This window comes from Lysinibacillus sp. fls2-241-R2A-57, from assembly GCF_030209535.1.
GTDB lineage: Bacteria > Bacillota > Bacilli > Bacillales_A > Planococcaceae > Lysinibacillus.
In genome coordinates this window covers 24,459-43,703 of sequence record NZ_JARVRU010000008.1, presented here as the reverse complement: position 1 = coordinate 43,703, position 19,245 = coordinate 24,459, and the positions used below count along the sequence as shown (strand labels likewise).

Annotated in this window: 19 protein-coding genes, 1 other RNA gene and 1 other annotated feature; of the genes, 17 read left to right on the top strand and 3 right to left on the bottom strand. The window is 38.3% G+C overall.

The genetic code is table 11. The features are described 5' to 3' along the window. Positions 1–98: 98 nt before the first annotated feature. Positions 99–260 carry a hypothetical protein gene (locus QRN68_RS02280; protein ID WP_285395025.1) on the bottom strand — a complete coding sequence of 54 codons (162 nt, stop codon included), beginning with the start codon at positions 258–260 and terminating at the stop codon, positions 99–101. 255 nt (positions 261–515) lie between these two features. On the opposite strand from QRN68_RS02280, the gene QRN68_RS02275 reads away from it, so the two are divergent. The 5 genes from QRN68_RS02275 (at position 516) to QRN68_RS02255 (ending at position 5,763) form a co-directional block, all read left to right on the top strand. Beyond that, positions 516–1,607 (top strand): carbohydrate kinase, encoded by a 1,092-nt coding sequence (locus QRN68_RS02275; protein ID WP_285395024.1) that lies wholly within the window; start codon positions 516–518, stop codon positions 1,605–1,607. Positions 1,608–1,611: 4 nt separating this feature from the next. After that, on the top strand, positions 1,612–2,526 hold the full coding sequence (locus tag QRN68_RS02270; RefSeq protein WP_285395023.1) for a pseudouridine-5'-phosphate glycosidase: 915 nt from the start codon (positions 1,612–1,614) through the stop codon (positions 2,524–2,526). A 208-nt stretch (positions 2,527–2,734) separates the two neighbouring features. Continuing rightward, positions 2,735–4,930: a RelA/SpoT family protein gene (locus QRN68_RS02265; RefSeq protein WP_285395021.1), complete on the top strand. Its 2,196-nt coding sequence runs from the start codon at positions 2,735–2,737 to the stop codon at positions 4,928–4,930. A 103-nt stretch (positions 4,931–5,033) separates the two neighbouring features. Beyond that, positions 5,034–5,474, top strand: a complete 441-nt coding sequence (dtd, locus tag QRN68_RS02260; RefSeq protein WP_285395019.1) for a D-aminoacyl-tRNA deacylase — start codon at positions 5,034–5,036, stop codon at positions 5,472–5,474. 73 nt (positions 5,475–5,547) lie between these two features. Continuing rightward, positions 5,548–5,763, top strand: a complete 216-nt coding sequence (locus tag QRN68_RS02255) for a DUF2642 domain-containing protein (protein ID WP_285395018.1) — start codon at positions 5,548–5,550, stop codon at positions 5,761–5,763. 364 nt (positions 5,764–6,127) lie between these two features. Here the strand turns inward: QRN68_RS02255 and QRN68_RS02250 are convergent, their stop codons facing one another. After that, the gene (locus QRN68_RS02250; RefSeq protein WP_285395017.1) at positions 6,128–7,720 is read right to left on the bottom strand and encodes an N-acetylmuramoyl-L-alanine amidase family protein; all 1,593 of its coding nucleotides are present in this window, start codon (positions 7,718–7,720) and stop codon (positions 6,128–6,130) included. Between the two features lie 164 nt (positions 7,721–7,884). Beyond that, positions 7,885–8,126 (top strand) — a binding site (T-box leader). Positions 8,127–8,244: 118 nt separating this feature from the next. On the opposite strand from QRN68_RS02250, the gene hisS reads away from it, so the two are divergent. From hisS to ssrS, 3 genes are all read left to right on the top strand, one after another. Then, the gene (gene hisS / locus QRN68_RS02245) at positions 8,245–9,510 is read left to right on the top strand and encodes a histidine--tRNA ligase (protein WP_285395016.1); all 1,266 of its coding nucleotides are present in this window, start codon (positions 8,245–8,247) and stop codon (positions 9,508–9,510) included. Between the two features lie 217 nt (positions 9,511–9,727). After that, entirely contained in the window at positions 9,728–11,497 is a 1,770-nt protein-coding gene (aspS, locus tag QRN68_RS02240) for an aspartate--tRNA ligase (protein WP_285395015.1), read from the top strand. 139 nt (positions 11,498–11,636) lie between these two features. Next, positions 11,637–11,836, top strand: a non-coding RNA gene (ssrS, locus tag QRN68_RS02235) — 6S RNA. 53 nt (positions 11,837–11,889) lie between these two features. Here ssrS and QRN68_RS02230 read toward each other — a convergent pair. After that, positions 11,890–12,024, bottom strand: a complete 135-nt coding sequence (locus tag QRN68_RS02230) for a hypothetical protein (RefSeq protein ID WP_285395014.1) — start codon at positions 12,022–12,024, stop codon at positions 11,890–11,892. 446 nt (positions 12,025–12,470) lie between these two features. Here QRN68_RS02230 and nagA point away from each other — a divergent pair, with 446 nt between their 5' ends. The 9 genes from nagA to QRN68_RS02185 all read left to right on the top strand — a co-directional run bounded on the left by nagA (position 12,471) and on the right by QRN68_RS02185 (position 19,240). Then, a complete protein-coding gene (gene nagA / locus QRN68_RS02225) occupies positions 12,471–13,628 on the top strand; it encodes an N-acetylglucosamine-6-phosphate deacetylase (protein ID WP_285395012.1) in 1,158 nt (385 codons plus the stop codon). Between the two features lie 30 nt (positions 13,629–13,658). Then, positions 13,659–14,381 carry a GntR family transcriptional regulator gene (locus QRN68_RS02220; protein WP_285395010.1) on the top strand — a complete coding sequence of 241 codons (723 nt, stop codon included), beginning with the start codon at positions 13,659–13,661 and terminating at the stop codon, positions 14,379–14,381. A gap of 4 nt (positions 14,382–14,385) precedes the next feature. Then, complete coding sequence (locus tag QRN68_RS02215) at positions 14,386–15,102, top strand: SIS domain-containing protein (RefSeq protein ID WP_285395028.1); 717 nt, start codon at positions 14,386–14,388, stop codon at positions 15,100–15,102. Positions 15,103–15,122: 20 nt separating this feature from the next. After that, positions 15,123–15,392: an HPr family phosphocarrier protein gene (locus QRN68_RS02210; protein ID WP_285395008.1), complete on the top strand. Its 270-nt coding sequence runs from the start codon at positions 15,123–15,125 to the stop codon at positions 15,390–15,392. Next, the gene (gene ptsP, locus QRN68_RS02205) at positions 15,386–17,104 is read left to right on the top strand and encodes a phosphoenolpyruvate--protein phosphotransferase (protein ID WP_285395007.1); all 1,719 of its coding nucleotides are present in this window, start codon (positions 15,386–15,388) and stop codon (positions 17,102–17,104) included. The genes QRN68_RS02210 and ptsP overlap by 7 nt, the downstream gene beginning before the upstream one ends. A gap of 38 nt (positions 17,105–17,142) precedes the next feature. Next, a complete protein-coding gene (locus QRN68_RS02200; protein WP_285395006.1) occupies positions 17,143–17,598 on the top strand; it encodes a GNAT family N-acetyltransferase in 456 nt (151 codons plus the stop codon). Then, positions 17,595–18,095 carry a GNAT family N-acetyltransferase gene (locus QRN68_RS02195; RefSeq protein ID WP_285395005.1) on the top strand — a complete coding sequence of 167 codons (501 nt, stop codon included), beginning with the start codon at positions 17,595–17,597 and terminating at the stop codon, positions 18,093–18,095. The genes QRN68_RS02200 and QRN68_RS02195 overlap by 4 nt, the downstream gene beginning before the upstream one ends. A gap of 499 nt (positions 18,096–18,594) precedes the next feature. Then, positions 18,595–18,906 (top strand): PTS sugar transporter subunit IIB, encoded by a 312-nt coding sequence (locus QRN68_RS02190; protein WP_285395004.1) that lies wholly within the window; start codon positions 18,595–18,597, stop codon positions 18,904–18,906. Between the two features lie 13 nt (positions 18,907–18,919). After that, positions 18,920–19,240 carry a PTS lactose/cellobiose transporter subunit IIA gene (locus QRN68_RS02185; protein ID WP_423475356.1) on the top strand — a complete coding sequence of 107 codons (321 nt, stop codon included), beginning with the start codon at positions 18,920–18,922 and terminating at the stop codon, positions 19,238–19,240. Positions 19,241–19,245: the final 5 nt, after the last annotated feature.

Here is a 19,245-nt window from a genome sequence, read left to right as displayed (position 1 = left end):
TAAACATTGTTGCTGCCGCTCCGCTTTCGCACAGATAAACATTGTTGCTGCCGCTCCGCTTTCGCACAGATAAACATTGTTGCTGCCGCTTCGTTGCACTACGCTTTCGCACAGAAAACATTTGTTGTTGCTGCCGCTCCGCTTTCGCACAGATAAACATTGTTGCTGTCGCTACGTTGCACTACGCTTTCGCACTGATAAACATATTGCTGAAGTTTCGTTTTATCACTATGAATTAGAGTGCATACCAGAAGATACACACTATACGAAATGGTTGATCTTCGTTCCAGCTAGACGCCCCCAGGAAACCGTCCAGTCGGAACGGAAATCATGCCTTCGTTTTGCCGAAGAGATCTATATTATATACGACACCTTAATTTCATCTAAGTAATAGTTATCACAACAAAAAGTTGAAGCCACTAACATATGGGCTTTAACTTTTTTGTTTAAAAAACTTTTTGACATAAAACAAACAAAAGTTTATAATGTAAACAAATATAATAAAAGGTGATGCTATGAATGAAAGAGAACAGGCTGTCCTTGCATTAATTCGCCAGAATCCGTTTATGTCTCAGCAAGAGATGGCAGATAAGATGAAACTATCTCGTCCAGTCCTTGCTAATTTAGTGTCGAGCTTAACGAAGCAGGGGAAAATTGTCGGTCGTGCATATATTTTGCCTGAGGAAAATGAAATTATTTGTATCGGTGGAGCCAATCTTGACCGAAAATTTCATGTCAAGGGGAACGTACAGTTTGGTACATCCAATCCTGCTAGCTCTTCATTTAGTGTAGGTGGTGTTGGTCGAAACATTGCTGAAAACTTAGGCAGATTAAATCATCAGGTTACATTACTGACTACTGCCGGCAAAGATGCTGATTGGCAAGTAATCCAAGAAGCTTCAGAGCCATTTATGAATTTACGTTATGTAGAGCAGTTACCGGATGCTTCGACGGGTTCCTATACTGCGGTTATGGATGAGCAGGGCGAGCTAGCATTAGCGGTAGCAAACATGGAAGTATATGATCTTTTATTGCCAAGTTTGCTAAAAAAACATGAGGCAATGCTGATGAATGCTGACTGTTTTATTATGGACTTAAATTGTCCAAAGGAAACAGTAGCTTACATTCAGCAGGTGTCGATTGCCCGCGAAATTCCATTTGTCATCGTACCGGTATCTTCGCCAAAAATGAATCGATTACCAGATACGTTGCAAGGTGTAACATGGTTTATTTGTAACACAGATGAAGCAGAGACGATTGTAGGTCATAAAATCGAAAACGCTGCACACTACGAAAAGGCTTTACAGCAACTTCTTACACTAGGTGCTGAGCATGTCATTATTACAGCTGGTAGTAAGGGTGTGTATGCTGCTTCTACTACAACGAAGCCAAGTCATTTTGCAGCTAAAGCTATAGAAAAAATTGAAGATGTGACAGGTGCAGGAGATGCCTTTGTCAGTGCTGTGATCCATAGCTGGCTTACTGGGCAATCCTTTGCAACATGTATTGATGCAGGCTTAACAAATGCCAAAAATACGCTTGCATCTCCATATACGGTAAGACCTGAGCTATCAGTTGATTTGTTAAACAGTGAAATGGAGGAATAACAACATGAAAGAATTCATCGTATTATCAGAGGAAGTAAAAGCAGGACAAGCGAAAGGTTTACCAATCGTAGCATTAGAATCAACAATTATTTCTCACGGAATGCCATATCCACAAAATGTGAAAACAGCACGAGAAGTAGAACAAATTATTCGTGATAATGGTGCAGTACCAGCAACTATTGCATTAATTGACGGTAAAATTAAAATTGGTTTATCAGATGAAGAACTTGAAATGTTCGGTAATTCACAAGGTGTAGCAAAAGCATCTCGTCGTGACTTAGGCTATCTTTTAGCAACAAAAAAATTAGGCGCGACAACTGTAGCTGCAACAATGATTTGTGCGGAGCTAGCTGATATCGAAATTTTTGTAACTGGCGGTATCGGTGGTGTACACCGTGGTGCTGAAACAACAATGGATATTTCAGCAGACTTAGAAGAGTTAGCACAAACAAATGTTGCTGTAATTTGTGCGGGTGCTAAGTCCATTTTAGATATTGGTTTAACTTTAGAATATCTTGAAACAAAAGGTGTACCAGTCGTTGGATACGGTACAGATGAACTGCCAGCATTCTACACACGTCAAAGCGGTTTTGATGTAAACTTCAAGATTGATACGCCAGAGGAAGTAGCAGAAATGCTACGTGCAAAATGGCAATTAGGCTTAAAAGGTGGAGCAGTCATTGCTAACCCAATTCCAGAGTCTGAAGCACTTGAACATTCATTCATTACAGAAATCATTGAAAAAGCTCTAGTAGAAGCAGAAGAAAACGGAATTCAAGGTAAAAACGTGACACCATTCTTACTTGGAAAAGTTAAAGAATTAACAGAAGGTAAAAGCCTTGATGCCAATATTGCATTAGTAAAAAATAATGCAGTAGTTGGGGCAAAAATTGCAGTTGCGTATAATAAATTAGGCTAAACAATTATACGAGAAGATAGACTCTTTGCGAAAGATGAAACTCGCAAAGGGTCTTTTTATTCATTTCGGAGGATATTTTTCCATTTTTCATATTGTTCACGAGATTAACTAAACAAAATGACACAGTTACTTTACAATAGCCCATAATATTTTATACAATTGAATTTATATCTAATCTGAAAAATTTGACGAGCAAGGTGGACATGTTATGGCGAAAGAGCAAATTTTGACTCCCGAGGACGTTTTTGAGTTAGTCAAATCCTACATGAATGATGAAAATGTCGCATTCGTGAAAAAAGCATATGAATTAGCAAGGGATGCACATATAGAGCAATTCCGAAGCTCGGGTGAACCGTATATTATTCACCCAGTGCAAGTAGCTGGTATTTTAGCTGAATTACAAATGGATCCTGAAACAGTTGCGGCTGGTTTTTTACATGATGTTGTCGAGGATACGGATTTTACGCGCGATGATTTGGTTCGTGAATTTGGCGAAGAGGTTGCAATGCTTGTAGATGGTGTAACGAAGCTTGGAAAAATTAAATATTTATCTAAAGAAGCGCAACAAGCAGAAAATCATCGGAAAATGTTTGTAGCAATGGCGCAGGATATTCGTGTCATTTTGATTAAACTGGCTGACCGTCTACATAATATGCGCACGTTAAAGCATTTGCCTGCAGAAAAACAACGCCGTATTTCTAAAGAGACGCTTGAAATTTTTGCACCACTTGCGCATCGTCTAGGGATTTCGACTGTTAAATGGGAGCTTGAGGATACAGCACTTCGTTATTTAAATCCACAGCAATATTATCGCATTGTCAGTCTTATGAAGAAAAAACGTGACGAGCGTGAAGCATATTTAGACAATGTTATGGCTGAGATGAAGTCACAGCTTACTGAGGTTGAAATTGAAGCGGATATTTATGGTCGTCCTAAACATATTTACAGTATTTATCGTAAAATGGTATTACAAAAAAAACAATTTAACGAAATTTACGATTTATTAGCCATTCGTGTACTTGTCGATAGTATTAAAGATTGCTATGCCGTGCTTGGAATCGTCCATACTTTATGGAAGCCGATGCCTGGCCGTTTTAAAGATTATATTGCGATGCCTAAACAAAACCTATATCAATCATTGCATACAACAGTCATTGGTCCTTATGGCGATCCATTAGAAGTACAAATTCGTACGAAGGAAATGCATAAAATTGCTGAGTACGGGATTGCAGCGCATTGGGCGTATAAGGAAGGTAAAAAAATTGATAATGAAAAACAAAATGTTGACCAAAAATTAACGTGGTTCCGAGAAATTTTAGAATTCCAAAATGAATCTTCTAATGCTGAGGAGTTCATGGAATCTTTAAAATTTGATTTATTCTCTGACATGGTCTATGTATTCACGCCTGAAGGAGATGTCATTGAATTACCAGCAGGCTCTGTACCTATCGACTTCGCATACCGTGTGCACTCAGAAGTTGGAAATCGTACAATCGGCGCAAAAATAAATGGTAAAATGGTACCACTTGATACACCGTTAAAAACGGGAGATATTATTGAAATTTTAACTTCTAAGCAATCGTTTGGTCCGAGCCGCGATTGGCTAAAAATAGCCCAATCCTCACAGGCGAAAAATAAAATAAAGCAGTTTTTCAAACGTCATCTTCGTGAGGAAAATATCGTCAAAGGTAAAGAGATGATAGAAAAGGAAATCCGTGCACAAGATTTCGACTTAAAAGAAACAATGTCAGCGGAAAATTTAAAACGCGTTTGTGAGAAATTTAACTATACAAATGAAGAAGATTTATATGCCGCTGTCGGTGTGAATGGTATTACAGCACAGCAAGTCGTTAATCGTCTAGCGGAAAAACGTCGCAAAGAGCGTGAGCAGGAAGAAGCGCTCGAGAAAATTGAGCAAAAAATGAAAAACCCTATTCCACAAAAACGTACGGAATCGGGTGTTATCGTAAAAGATATCGACAATATGCTTATTCGACTTTCACGTTGCTGTACGCCAGTTCCAGGAGATGACATTGTCGGTTTCATTACGAAAGGTAGAGGTGTTTCAGTGCACCGTGCAGATTGCCCGAATATTCAAGTTGATGATGAGCAGGAGCGCTTAATAGAAGTTGAATGGGAACACGGACTTACTCCTGAGAAAAAAGAATACCCTGTCGATATTGAAGTTTCAGCCTTCGATCGCCCAGGTATTTTAAATGAAATCATGCAAATTGTTAGCGAAACGAAAACGAATATTTTAGCAGTGAGTGGTCGTGTAGATCGAGATAAAATGGCAACGATTCATTTAACGATTTCGATTTCAAATATTTCGCATTTGCATAAAGTGGTAGAGCGTATTAAACAAACACCAGATATATATTCAGTACAACGTGTTATTAACTAATTGATTTCTTTGCTGAATATATATCGATAGGTAGTAGCAACTTTGTAATGCACCGAAAACGAGTCTTCTGGTGCATACAATGACAGAATTGAGGTTTTAAAGAATGAAAGTAGTTTTACAACGTAGTAAAGCAGCCTCTGTTACTGTTGACGGGAAAGTAACAGGAGCTATTGATAGTGGCTATGTTCTTCTTGTTGGTATTACACATGGGGACACGCAAGAGGATGTTGAATATTTAGCAAAAAAAGTAGCTAATCTCCGCCTTTGGGAAGATGCTGATGGGAAAATGAATCATTCCATTTTAGAGCATGGAGGAGCTATTTTATCCGTCTCACAATTTACATTGTATGGGGATGCAAAAAAGGGGAATCGTCCAAGTTTTACAAGTGCAGCAAGACCAGAAGTTGCGGAGCCATTATGGGAGGCTTTTAATAATGCCTTACGTGAATTTGGTTTATGCGTGGAGACAGGGATATTTGGTGCAATGATGGATGTTGCGCTTACAAATGATGGCCCGATTACAATTCTTCTTGAGTCCAAATAGTGGTACATTTCCTATCATTCCTTCATACACTATTAAGTATGGTTAATTTTTGTAGGAAGGAAGTGTCTTAAAGATGACGCAGATAGGAAGCATATCAAATCCATATTTATACGAAACTCTTAACATGATGATTGGTCAGTCAATTGTAGTGCAAACTGAGAAAACTATTCATCGAGGAATATTAATCTCTGTATTACCTGATGATATCGTTGTAGAGATTAGCCATGAGCCTTTCTTCATTCGTATGGGGGAAATTATATGGGTTACATTGGCAACAAGAAAAAAATGAGTGCATAAGCATCTCCCTACTCATGTAATGTGAGGTGGAGGTGTTTTTGTTGTTGAAAAACTATTATGTCAATGAAATTAAGGTGTCAGATTAAATAAAGTATGGCTCTTCGGCAAAACGAGTGGTTGATTTCCGTTCTGACTGAGCGCTTTCCTAGAGGCGTCTGATGCCAACACGATGTTTTATGGCGAAAGCGGAGCGACAGTAATAGCAGGTTTGAGAATAAAATAGCCTTATTAACAATTAAAGCCTAATTTCTATAACTGAAGAATATTTAATACAAGCTCATTGTTGGATGATAATAGTAAAAAGCTGCGAGGAAAGTACAATTCTACTTTCCTTCGCAGCTTATTTTAGTGAAAATTTATTGATTTTCATCAAAGTAATTTAATATCCCTTGATAGATGCCGAGAGTCGCTTGTTCTCGGAATTTAGCGGTTGTAACTACACGTTCCTCACTGGCATTACTTAAGTAACCTAGCTCAACGAGAACAGCTTTTTGACGATTTTCTCGTAGTACTAAATAATTCCCTTGTTGAGTACCACGATCTTTTAAATCTATTTTACTTGAAAGTCCATTATTTATGGCTTCTGCAAGACCCTGTTGATTACTGTTCATATAATATGAGGTGAAGCCATTAATGGAGCTATCTTCTGCTGCATCATAATGAATGCTGATAAAAGCATCTGCCTCATATTGGTGTGCAATTGATACGCGTTTGCGGAGGTCTACATATTCATCTGATTCTCTTGACATAACAACATTTGCACCTGCTGCACTAAGCTTTGAGGCAAGTAGAGAGGCTGTTTTCAGAGTAATATCTTTCTCATCGGTTCCTCGTTGACCGGTTGTGCCATGATCATTACCACCATGTCCAGCATCTACGACAATTGTTAGCCCATTTAAAGTGCCTTTTTTGCGTGGTTTAGATTTTTCCTTTTTTGTAGCAGTATCAGCTTTGTTCGACGAAGTAGTAACGACCCAGTTCGCCACAAATGCAGTTTTGTCATCTACTTGTATTTCATAAAAGTCATCTTTAGCGCCTACAATAGGGTAGGTTTCACCAGCATCTACACGTTCAACTACATCAGCAGTTGTTGTAGCATCTGTCCGAAGGTTTGTCCCATTATAAATGATTGTGACAGATTCAAGCTCTGAAGAAGAAGATGAAGATTTAGATGTCTTTTTTTCTACATTTGAAAAAGTACCATAAAAGCTATAAACCCAGCCTGCTTCTTTATCGTTATATTGAATTTGTACCCAGTTATGCTCTTGAGCAAGCACTTTAAACTCTTGTCCATTTGAAACAGTACCTATATTTTTAGCATTTAAGTCTGGTTTTTTACGGACATTAAGTGTATCTACTAAAACTGTAAAGGTTGTATCTTTGTTGACCTTTTTTGTAGATACTTCAACTTTAGGTTCGTCAGCCTCAGGTTCATCAGCTTCAGCTTTTTTTTCAGGTAGGTCATTGATTGTAACATAGTCTGCAGATACCCAACCAACTAGCCCATTCCAATCTATTTTCGACCATTCGCCATTTTTTTCAATAAGATTTGCTTGTTCGCCTGTTGATAATTGTCCAAGAACTGCTGAAGAAATATCAGGCTCAGTACGGATATTTAGACGATCGACCTGTGAAATCACGGTTTGATCAATCGTTTGTTTAGCGTTTGTTGGAGCTGTTAGCCAGGATGCTACCCAACCTTCGTAATTGCCTGCTTTTACTTGAATCCAATCGCCTTCACGACCAATAGAGGTTAACGGATCACCCTCTTCTAATGTCGTAATGATTGGATAAGACAGTCCAGGTCCCTCACGTAAATGAAGAATCGATCCAGTTACTGTTAAATCACTGGTGTCGGCTAGTGCTTTTTGAACATTGTTCATACTTGGAATCGCAATCGTTAACACTAGTACGAAGATGATTATAATATGTAATAATTTTGTCCTCATCAGATTCCTCCTATTCCTTGTGCTATTTTACCATGCTTTAGTAATAGAATTCGTGGGAAAAAGGTAATGGAATTTGTAATTTTCACGACTGTATTGTAAAAAACACAAAAACAGTTGACATTACCTTTCGTTGTGACTAACATAAAGGGTAATCAAAAAATGATTAATCGCTTATGACCAAGCAAGTAGCGTATACCTCTATTGGAGAAGAGAGGGAAAGACTTAGGCTGCAATCTTTCCTACAAAAATGTATAACGTGAACAACACTTGAGAGGCTTTTTTCTGAAAAGTAAATCTTAGTAGGAAAAAACGGAATCGGCCGTTATCCGATCAGGAGGAGGACGCATGTATTTGATGCGTCAACTAGGGTGGAACCGCGGAAGCTTATACAGCTCTCGTCCCTTGCAATATGCAAGGTGGCGAGAGCTTTTTTTATTGGACAAATTTGGAGAGAATTATTGCTCAAAATGAGAGTAGTCCAGTTGTAAGCTTGTTCATAAGCAATCTACAGAGGAGGTATTTATATGAGTTTTAAAGTGCCACGAGGGACACAAGATATTTTGCCTGGGCAATCGGAAAAATGGCAAAAGGTAGAAGCGATTATCCGTGATATCTGTCGTGTCTATCGCTACAATGAAATTCGCACACCAATTTTTGAGCAAACAGATTTATTTGCACGTGGTGTCGGTGAAACAACAGATGTTGTTCAAAAGGAAATGTATACATTTGAAGATCGCGGTGGCCGTTCGTTAACATTGCGTCCAGAAAATACAGCTGGTGTAGTTCGAGCTTATGTTGAACATAAAATGTTTGGTGCACCTGATCAACCAGTGAAGCTTTCATATTTAGGACCAATGTTCCGTTATGAACGTCAACAAGCAGGGCGCTACCGTCAATTTGTTCAATTTGGTGTAGAAGCAATTGGTTCAGCAGATCCAGCTATCGATGCTGAAGTAATTGCACTAGCAATGGATGTCTATGAATCAGCAGGTTTAAAGGATCTAAAATTAGTTATTAATTCCCTTGGTGACAAATCAACACGTGATACACACCGTACGGCACTGCTACAACACTTTGAACCACATATTCATGAATTTTGTTCAGATTGCCAAAATCGTTTGCAAAAAAACCCACTACGCATTTTAGACTGTAAGGTAGACCGCGAGCATCCATTAATGAATACCGCACCTGCGTTAACTGATTTCCTAACAGAGGAGTCAGCAGCATATTTTGCTCAAGTTAAAACGTATTTAGATACATTAGGAATTACGTATGAGGTTGATCCAAATCTTGTGAGAGGTCTTGATTATTACAATCATACGACTTTTGAAATTATGTCTACGGCATCTGGCTTTGGAGCGATTACTACACTTTGTGGTGGAGGTCGCTATCATGGCCTTGTTCAAGAAATCGGTGGACCAGAAGTACCAGGTATCGGTTTTGCATTAAGTATTGAACGTTTGTTGCTTGCACTTGAAGCTGAGGGTGTTGAATTAGACACAGCATCAGGACTCGATGTCTATATGATCGCTATGGGCGATGAAGCGAAGCTAAAGACTGTAGAATTAACAAGTACCTTCCGTGCGAAGGGCATTTCTGCAGAGATGGATTATTTAGATCGCAAAATGAAAGCTCAAATGAAATCCGCAGACCGTTTAGGTGCAAAATATACGATTGTTTTAGGTGAAACAGAGCTAGAAGAACAAGCGGCTACTGTTAAACATATGGAATCAGGTGAACAACAAAAAGTCGCATTCTCAGAATTAGTAAACTACTTGTTAAAACAATAAACGAACACAAGTATTAATCGTTTACAGGATTATCTGTCCAAATGATTCAAATATCGACTTCATTTTGGACAGATAATTCAGTTAACAAAGAACTACTAATTGTCCTTGGCATCAATTCACTACGTTGGTGGGAACTGTATGCTACATAAGTGAAATAAATGGACTATCACCAAAAGTTATGGTGATTAGCCAAATAAATTTTGGAGGAATTAAACAAATGGCAATAAGAACACATGCTAGTAACGAGCTTTCAGAAGCATTACAAGGCGAAAAAGTCGTATTAAAAGGTTGGGTACAACGTCGCCGCGACCTAGGTGGTTTAATTTTCATTGATTTACGTGACCGTACTGGAATCACACAGGTTGTGTTTAGCCCTGATGTTGCAGAAGCACATGCTTTAGCCGACAAAGTGCGTAGCGAGTACGTAATTGAAGTAGAAGGGACAGTTATTCTACGTTCAGAAGATCAAATCAACCCAAATGTACCAAACGGTAAAATTGAAGTAGAAGCGACAAAATTAATCGTTATTAATACGGCAAAAACAACACCGTTCCAAATCGAAGATCGCACTGACGTATCCGAAGATTTACGTTTGAAATATCGTTATCTCGACCTGCGTCGTCCTGTTATGTTTGATACATTCAAAATGCGTTCAGACGTTACTCGTACAATTCGCAACTTCTTACAAAACGAAGGCTTCTTAGAAGTAGAGACGCCAATTTTAACAAAATCGACTCCTGAAGGCGCTCGTGACTATTTGGTACCATCACGTGTTCATGAAGGTGAATTTTATGCATTACCACAATCACCTCAGCTATTTAAACAATTATTAATGGTGGCTGGTTTCGAGAAGTACTTCCAAATCGCACGTTGCTTCCGTGATGAAGACTTACGAGCTGACCGTCAGCCAGAGTTTACACAAGTTGATATTGAAACAAGCTTCTTAACACAAGAAGAAGTTTTAGAAATGAACGAACGCTTAATTCAAGCTGTTATGAAAGAAGTAAAAGGTATTGATATCCCTGCTCCATTCCAACGAATGAAATATCAAGAAGCGATGGATCGTTACGGCTCAGATAAACCAGACGTGCGTTTCGGTTTAGAGCTAATCGCATTAAACGATATTTTTGATGGCTGCGATTTCAAAGTATTTGCTGATACAGTAGCACAAGGTAAGCAAGTAAAAAGTATCAACATTAAAGGTGCGGCAGATAAATACTCTCGTAAAGACATGGACGAACTAACAAAATTCGTTGGTATTTACGGAGCAAAAGGTCTTGCTTGGTTAAAAGTTACTGAAGAAGGCTTGAACGGACCAATTGCAAAATTCTTTGACGACGCATTAGCTGCGGCATTAATCGAACGTATGAAAGCTGAAGTGGGCGATATTTTAGTATTCGTAGCTGATAAAGCGCCTGTAGTAGCAGCATCTCTAGGTGCACTTCGTACGAAATTAGGTCAAGAATTAGGCTTAATCGACGAATCACAATTTGCATTCCTATGGATTACGGATTGGCCATTATTTGAGTACTCTGAGGAAGATGGCCGTTACTATGCAGCACATCACCCATTCACACGTCCGTTCGATGAAGATATTCATTTAATGGATACTGATCCTTCAGCAGTCCGAGCACAAGCTTACGATATCGTCTTAAACGGCTATGAGCTTGGTGGAGGTTCATTACGTATTTATGAGCGCGATTTACAAGAAAAAATGTTTAAATTACTTGGCTTCACAGAAGAAGAAGCTAAGGCACAATTTGGTTTCTTATTAGAAGCATTTGAATATGGTGTGCCGCCACATGGAGGTCTTGCATTTGGTCTTGACCGCTTCGTAATGCTACTTGCTGGCCGCACTAACCTACGTGACACAATTGCCTTTCCGAAAACAGCAAGTGCTAGCTGCTTAATGACAGAGGCACCGAGTGGAGTATCTGCTGATCAATTGAGCGAGTTAAGTCTAGCGATCAAACCATTCAGAAAATAATTAGCACTTCTAAATACCTGGATTCTCTAGCGAAAACGGTTGAGAATCTAGGTATTTTTTGCGTTTTCACAAAAATTTAGATATTTTAAAAGAAAATAGTTTGAATTATCAGAAATATCGTGCTATTATAACTGTAATACGAATCCTGATGTGTTTGTCTAACTGCTAGTTCTACTTAACAGTTTTGACCGAACACAATAGAATCGGGAGCCTTCATTTTGTAGTCGCAAACATGCCCCATGCGGAGCGGGACGTTTAAAACTGCAAAGCGGGCACCCACCTGCAAATTGCGGGTTCAAAACGAATGTTTCTTGGCATTACGGCACAATCGGGATTCGTCATACATAATTCATAAGCACAAAAGGAGCATTGAAATAGCTCCTTTTATTAACTTATTTCAGCAATGGTTTTAGTAGCGAAAGCAAAGCGTCAGCTACAAATGTTTTTTGTAATGAAAGTGCAACGGCAGTTACAGATGTTTTTTGTAATGAAAGTGCAACGGCAGTTACAGATGTTTTTTGTAACAAAAGTGTAACGGCAGTTACAGATGTTTTTTGTAACGAAAGTGTAACGGCAGTTACAGAAGGCTCCCACTTCTATAGCTTTAGCAGGAGATGAATAAGGTGTGGATATAGACTGCAAAAATAGAACGAAGAAATTGTATGATAATTAACATGTTCTTATCACTAAAAATGATCTTTTACAAGTTGGGGTGTCGGGGATGACATTTGTTAAAACGTATACCATGTAATATAAGTTGATCTTCGTTCCGGCTGGACGCCCCCGGGAAAGCGCCAATCCGGAACGGAAATCAACCCCACGTCATGGCGATGAATCGAAAAATTTTGAAAATATGAAAAATACTTTTTATTTTTTTAGAAGAATCATATAATTGGTATAGACAACTATACCAAGTTGATTAATAGTTTGTTAACTTCAGCAAAGCTCCTCAAAAATGAATAGGGGTGATCTATTGAAGAAAACGCTTTTAATTTCCAATGTTACGATCGTCAATCATGGAGAAAAGCCGTTTAAGGGTGACTTATTCATTGACAATGGTAGGATTATTAAAATAAGTCATGATTTATCTGATAAGGCTGAGCGTTATATAGATGGCAAAGATAAAAATTGGTTACTGCTACCTGGCTATATTGATATGCACATACATGGCTCTGCTGGGCATGATGTGATGGATGCTACGCAATTAGCTTTACATCAAATGGCACGCTCTTTAGTACAAGAAGGCGTCACAGGCTTCCTTGCTACTACCATGACGCAATCTATAGAAGCAATTGAAAGTGCTCTAACTAATGTTGCGCAATTTGAAAATAGTGATGATGAGGCAAGTTTATTAGGTATACATGTAGAGGGGCCATACGTATCGAAAAAACGGGCAGGTGCTCAGCCTTTAGAATACATTATTTTACCATCTATTGAGCAATTTGCATCATGGCAGAAAAAAAGTAAGTATCGCATTAAACAAGTAACAATTGCACCTGAGGTAGAGGGAGGATTTTCGTTTATTGAAACGTTAAAGGATTTAAATGTTATTGCTTCCATTGGCCATTCTGACGCAACAATTGAGGAGGTAGATAGATCAGTAGCATTGGGAGTAAGACAAGCTACACATTTATATAACCAAATGAGCCCTTTCCATCATCGAAATCCAGGTGTCGTCGGTGCAGTGTTTTTAGAGGATAAGGTGAAGGTTGAAATTATCGCAGATTTCGTGCATAGCCATCCTCAAGCCGTAAATCTGGCGTATCGGATTAAAGGCGCAAAGGGCATTGTTTTAATTACCGATGCGATGCGGGCAAAAGGCTTACATTACGGTGATTATGATTTAGGTGGGCAAACCGTTCATGTTTCTAAGGATGGAGCTCATTTATCTAATGGGGCTTTAGCTGGTAGTGTGTTAACGATGGAACAAGCAGTAAAAAATATAAAAGCAATCACTAATTGCTCATTGCAGGAAATTGTCGCAATGTCCTCTATGAATGCTGCTGAACAATTACAGCTTACAACTAAAGGTCGTATTGCAGAAGGCTACGATGCAGATTTTGTATTACTAGATGAAAAATTGAATGTGCAAAAAACTATTTGTCGAGGTAAAGTTGTATTTGAGAAATGAAAGTAAAGTTGGATAAGGATGGTGCAAGACTTGTTAGATAAAAATTCTCATATACCAATCTATATACAAATAGAAGAGATTATAAAACAACGTATTTTTTTAGAAGAATACAAAATCGGTGAAAATATACCTTCTGAGCGAGAGCTTTCTACGCAATTTGATGTTAGTAGAATGACTGTTCGTCAATCGATCACAAATTTAGTCAACAGCGGCTTACTGTATCGTGAAAAAGGGAGAGGTACCTATGTAGCTAATCCAAAATTAGAGCAACCACTAAAAGGGTTAACAAGTTTCACAGAGGATATGCGGGCTAGAGGGATGGAACCGAGCAGTAAAGTTCTACGCTTTGAGAAAATCATACCACCCGTCGATGTTGCAGGAGATTTAATGTTAGAGCCGGGTGAAGAGGTATTCTTTGTAGGGCGAATTCGTAATGCAGATTCCGAGCCAATGGCAATTGAAAGAACATATATCCCAGTAAAAGTATATCCTGAATTAGATGAAAAGAAGATAATGGGATCATTATATGCCTTAATCGAAGCAAAATCTCATCGGAAAATTGGAAATGCTATTCAGCAAATGGAGGCAGCAATTGTTTCAAAAGAAGACAGTAAATTTTTGCAAATTAATAATACTGCACCGGTGTTAATTATTAAGCGTATTAGTTATTTATCAGATGGAGTCCCGTTTGAGCTTGTACGAAGCACTTATCGAGCTGATCGATACAAATTCATTAGTGAAATTAAAAGGTGATCTTATGGATGCGTATTTTCTAGAAATACAAAAGTTAATGCAGGTTGTGAAGGTGCAAGAAAATGCTCAAATAAAAGGAGCCGCTCAAATAATTGTACAACGGCTTCAACGAGGAGGGATTGTCCAATTATTTGGTTGTGGTCATTCTCAACTTTTAGCACAGGATGCATTTTATCGAGCTGGAGGGCTTGTACCTGTACGTCCTATAATTATTGAACCTTTGACATTACAGGCAGGAGCAATGACATCGTCTAAAAACGAGAAGGACCCGACAATCATTGAACAGTATAAAGATCAATTTGATTTTCGTGAAAATGATGTTTGCATTGTTATTTCGACATCTGGTAGAAATCAAGCCCCTATAGATGCAGCATTTTTAGCGAAAGAATCAGGGGTATTTGTTATGTCTTTGCAATCTCTCGCTTATCGTGAACAGCCGTCACGCCATCGAAGTGGACAACGCTTAGAGAATATAGTGGATTTAGTTATCGATACCCATATACCAATTGGAGATGGTTTGCTACATCACAATAAAATACAGTATGCACCTGCCTCTACAGTTATTAGTTCAATTATTTTAAATGCATTATTCAGTGAAATCATTGAGATCATGGCCATATCTATCGAAGCATTACCTGTTTTTAAAAGTAATAATGTTGACTCGGATTTGTCTCATAATGAGGCTATGATTGCCAATTACCAACATCGTATTAAGTTTTAATGACATGCGGAGGGATAGCGATGAAGAAAATGTTTAAAATAACAACGCCAGAAGGACTACATGCAAGACCAGTAGCGTTACTTGTAACTGCTGTAACGCCATTTGAGTGTGACGTTCAGTTAACCTATAAAGAGAAATCAGTCAATTTAAAATCAATAATGGGGGTTATGGCACAAGGAGTAGCGCCTGGAAGTATTGTTGAAATTTCAGCAGAGGGACCTGATGCTGAGAAGCTTTTCCAAACAATAACAGAAGTAATTGTTTCTGAAGGGATTGGTGAGGAATGCTAGAAATACAAGGAATTGCTGTGTCTCAGGGCATTGCCTTTGCAAATGCTTATTGTTTAAAGGAACCAGATCTATCTTATGAAGAGGTAAAGGTCGCTGATGTAGATGCTGAACTAGTAAGGTTCAAGGCAGCAGTTGTGAAAACGAAAACGGAACTCCGAGAAATCCATGAAATAGCTCAGGAGAAATTTGGTGCAGAGAAGGCGGATATTTTTGCGGCACATCTATTAGTACTAGAGGATCCTGAAATGCTAGCAGCTATTGAAGCTAAAATTCAAGCTGGGGTGAATGCAGAATTTGCATTAGATGAAATATCAAATATGTTCATAGCTATGTTTGAGGAGCTAGACAATGTCTATATACAGGAGCGAGTTGCTGATATTCGAGATGTGTCTAAACGAATATTAGCCAACTTGTTGGGGGTCGAAATGGTGGATATGAATCATTTAGCCTCTGAAGTAATTATCGTCGCTAAAGATTTAACACCGTCCATGACTGCGATGCTAGATACAAAGTATGTAAAAGGGTTTATAACGGATATTGGCGGCAAAACATCTCACTCTTCTATTCTCGCACGAACATTAGAGATTCCAGCAGTAGTAGGGACAAAAAATGCCACGCAAAATATACAACACGGAGCACCAATTATTATAGATGGAACAAATGGCAAGATTATTGTCAACGCTACATCGGAAGTATCTAGTTATTATATGCAACAACAACGTTTACAAATTGAAGAGCAAGAAGAACTTTTCCAATATCGTACATTGCCAAGTTTGAGTGCGGATGGATGCTCTGTAGAAATTGCTGGGAATATAGGGAAGCCTGAAGATGTGGAATTTGTTATAAATGCTGGTGGAGAAGGTATCGGCCTTTTTCGTACGGAATTTTTATATATGGAACGTCAGGAGCTACCTACAGAAGAGGAGCAGTTTCAAGCATATAAAAGTGTACTTGAGAAAATGCAGGACAAGCCGACGATTGTTCGAACATTAGATATAGGTGGCGATAAGCACCTTCCATATATGAAGCTTGCTGCTGAAATGAACCCTTTTCTTGGCTATCGAGCGATTCGAATTAGTTTAACGCAACAAGAAATGTTTCGTGTACAGCTTCGCGCATTACTAAGAGCAAGCGCTTACGGCAATTTAAAGATTATGTTTCCGATGATTGCTACAGTGGATGAATTTAAAATGGCGAAGGCAATTTTGTTGGAGGAAAAACAAAATTTAGAAAATAATGGTTATACTCTATCTGAAACGATTGAAGTAGGGATGATGATTGAAATTCCGTCGGCAGCTATCATTGCAGATTTATTTGCAAAGGAAGTGGATTTTTTCTCAATTGGTACAAATGATTTAATCCAGTACACGTTGGCGGCAGATCGCATGAACGAAAATGTTTCTTATTTATATCAGCCATACCATCCTGCTGTCTTAAGACTTATAAAAAATGTCATTGATGCAGCACATCATCAAGGAAAATGGGTAGGTATGTGTGGTGAAATGGCCGCAGATGAAATAGCATTACCGATTTTACTTGGATTTGGATTAAACGAGTTTTCCATGAGTGCTTCATCTATTCTAAAGACTCGTGCACACATCGCTAAGCTTTCGAAACAGCAGTTAATGACACATAATGAACGCATTTTATTGCTATCCACTTCTTCTGAGGTTGAGGAGTATGTCAAAAAAAATCAATTAAGTCTATCTTGAATTTTAAGAATATTCAGTGTTGTTATAAGGGATCTGTTATGGAAATTAAGATAATTCCACCAAAAGATTATATACAGGTACATCAATTAAGAGATTATTGTTTTCCTAATAAGTATACTGGTGCCAGGCGAGATGATTTTCATTATTGGATTGAGAACAGCACAACATTAGGTGCTTTCGATGAACATAAAGTAGTTGGTCAGCTTTTAATATTGCCACTTAATATGATCGTACATGGTGCAAAATATGATATGGGCGGAATTGGCTTTGTTGCATCCTATCCGGAGTATCGGCAGCAAGGTATTATCAAAAGACTTATGATAGAGGCACTTAAGAAAATGTTAGAGAATGGACAAGTCATTTCTGTGTTAGCACCATTTTCTGTATCCTTCTATCGTTACTTTGGATGGGAATTGTTTTTTGAGAAGCTACATTACACCATTCCGCAAATGATGTTTCCTTCTTTCGGAAAGCAATTTGATGTAGTCGAATGAGCTTTGAATGGCCAGATTCCGCTCTTTTCCAGGCGATTAAGGATTTTCACAATGCACAAGCGCTCATTAATAATGGAAGTATGCTACGAGATGATGCTTGGTGGAAAAGAATAGAGAGAAGGGCGCCTGATAGTCATTTTGCAGCATATTTTAAGTCTGATCAAATTGCAGACTATATTCGTTATATTATTCAGGATGGAACGTTTGAGATTCATGATTTTATAACAGAGGATTTACTAGCAGAACAAGCGATTTGGCGTTTTATAACGTCACATGCGGCGAATGTCAGTAGCATTAAAGGAGTTACTTCTAACGACCATCAATTTGGCTTCTATTTTAAAGAGCGACAGTTTAAAAAGGAAGTCGTTCAGGATGTGATGATCAGAGTAGTAGATGCTACACGGTTTATGCAGCATTATCCTTGGGGGGATATTCAAGAGCCATTGTATATTCGAATTGAAGATGCACTTTGTAGTTGGAATGATCGCCTATATTAAATAAATAAGAGTGAAGATGTCTCGGTAATTGGGACAAATACTATCGCGGAAATGCATCTGTTAGCATTGCCGATTAATCTTTTTTCAGCGATGATGGTTGGCTACCTTTCAGTGGAGGATGCGGTCTTGTATGCAAATAAACAATTGGCTGAAGAGATTATTAATCGATGACAATTGGCATTACCTTCCAATAAGCCAACCTTCGAATATTTTTAAGCATGTTAATAATTGTATGTCGATAGATAGGTTTAGCAACTAAAATTTTTTTGAACTTTTTTCTGGACTATACCAGTTGAGAGAATCCTTTCGATAGTATGTGATAAAGATATAGCCCAATTTTTGCAGACCTTTTCTGAGGAGAGAAATGGTGTGAAAAACGTATTGTGGTATATACCAATAGGTGCTATTCTCAAAATAAGAAAGCGGTTTCACAGTAGGGGGATTACAAAATTAAAGTTAACTAGAAAAGATGAACTTAATCATGAAAAGGAGTGTTTTGATGAAAAACATTATGTTAGTGTGTGTAGCGGGAATGAGTACTAGTTTATTAGTGACTAAAATGCAAAAAGCGGCACAGGAACAAAACATTACGGCAGATATTTATGCGATTGCTGAAAGTGAAGTTGACAAAGTATTAGCTACTAAAATGGCGGATGTGCTGCTATTGGGTCCTCAAGTCCGTTACTTAAAAGGGACATTTGAAACAAAATACAAGGAAATGAATTTCCGAATTGATGTTATTAATATGGTGGATTACGGCATGATGAATGGCGAAAATGTCTTAAAGCAGGCACTAAAGTTGATTGATTAAGGGGGCTATGGCAATGGAGGAAACAGTTTTAATGGAATCCATTATGGGATTGATTGTGCATAGTGGTAATACGAAAAGTGAGTGTATGGAGGCTATCCAGCTAGCAAAAAAGGGGCAGATTCAGCAAGCAAAGGAAAAAATACAATTAGCTAATGATGCATTGATTGAAGCACATCATTCTCAGACGGCTTTACTGTCACAAGAGGCAAGGGGAGAGAAAGTAGAAGTGTCGATGCTGTTAATTCACGCGCAAGATCATTTAATGAATGCCATTACGTTTCGCGATTTAGCAACGGAAATGATTGAATTATATGAGCGAATCAAAGGGGAGTAGCATCA

What these genes read in the sequence shown, in the direction of transcription:
- QRN68_RS02270 (WP_285395023.1), top strand. Translation starts at nt 1,612, where the DNA reads ATGAAAGAATTCATCGTATTATCAGAGGAAGTAAAAGCAGGACAAGCG.
- aspS (WP_285395015.1), top strand. Translation starts at nt 9,728, where the DNA reads ATGGCAATAAGAACACATGCTAGTAACGAGCTTTCAGAAGCATTACAA.
- QRN68_RS02190 (WP_285395004.1), top strand. Translation starts at nt 18,595, where the DNA reads ATGAAAAACATTATGTTAGTGTGTGTAGCGGGAATGAGTACTAGTTTA.
- ptsP (WP_285395007.1), top strand. Translation starts at nt 15,386, where the DNA reads ATGCTAGAAATACAAGGAATTGCTGTGTCTCAGGGCATTGCCTTTGCA.
- QRN68_RS02250 (WP_285395017.1), bottom strand. Translation starts at nt 7,720, where the DNA reads ATGAGGACAAAATTATTACATATTATAATCATCTTCGTACTAGTGTTA.
- QRN68_RS02200 (WP_285395006.1), top strand. Translation starts at nt 17,143, where the DNA reads ATGGAAATTAAGATAATTCCACCAAAAGATTATATACAGGTACATCAA.
- QRN68_RS02265 (WP_285395021.1), top strand. Translation starts at nt 2,735, where the DNA reads ATGGCGAAAGAGCAAATTTTGACTCCCGAGGACGTTTTTGAGTTAGTC.
- QRN68_RS02195 (WP_285395005.1), top strand. Translation starts at nt 17,595, where the DNA reads ATGAGCTTTGAATGGCCAGATTCCGCTCTTTTCCAGGCGATTAAGGAT.
- QRN68_RS02185 (WP_423475356.1), top strand. Translation starts at nt 18,920, where the DNA reads ATGGAGGAAACAGTTTTAATGGAATCCATTATGGGATTGATTGTGCAT.
- hisS (WP_285395016.1), top strand. Translation starts at nt 8,245, where the DNA reads ATGAGTTTTAAAGTGCCACGAGGGACACAAGATATTTTGCCTGGGCAA.
- QRN68_RS02210 (WP_285395008.1), top strand. Translation starts at nt 15,123, where the DNA reads ATGAAGAAAATGTTTAAAATAACAACGCCAGAAGGACTACATGCAAGA.
- QRN68_RS02275 (WP_285395024.1), top strand. Translation starts at nt 516, where the DNA reads ATGAATGAAAGAGAACAGGCTGTCCTTGCATTAATTCGCCAGAATCCG.
- QRN68_RS02255 (WP_285395018.1), top strand. Translation starts at nt 5,548, where the DNA reads ATGACGCAGATAGGAAGCATATCAAATCCATATTTATACGAAACTCTT.
- dtd (WP_285395019.1), top strand. Translation starts at nt 5,034, where the DNA reads ATGAAAGTAGTTTTACAACGTAGTAAAGCAGCCTCTGTTACTGTTGAC.
- QRN68_RS02215 (WP_285395028.1), top strand. Translation starts at nt 14,386, where the DNA reads ATGGATGCGTATTTTCTAGAAATACAAAAGTTAATGCAGGTTGTGAAG.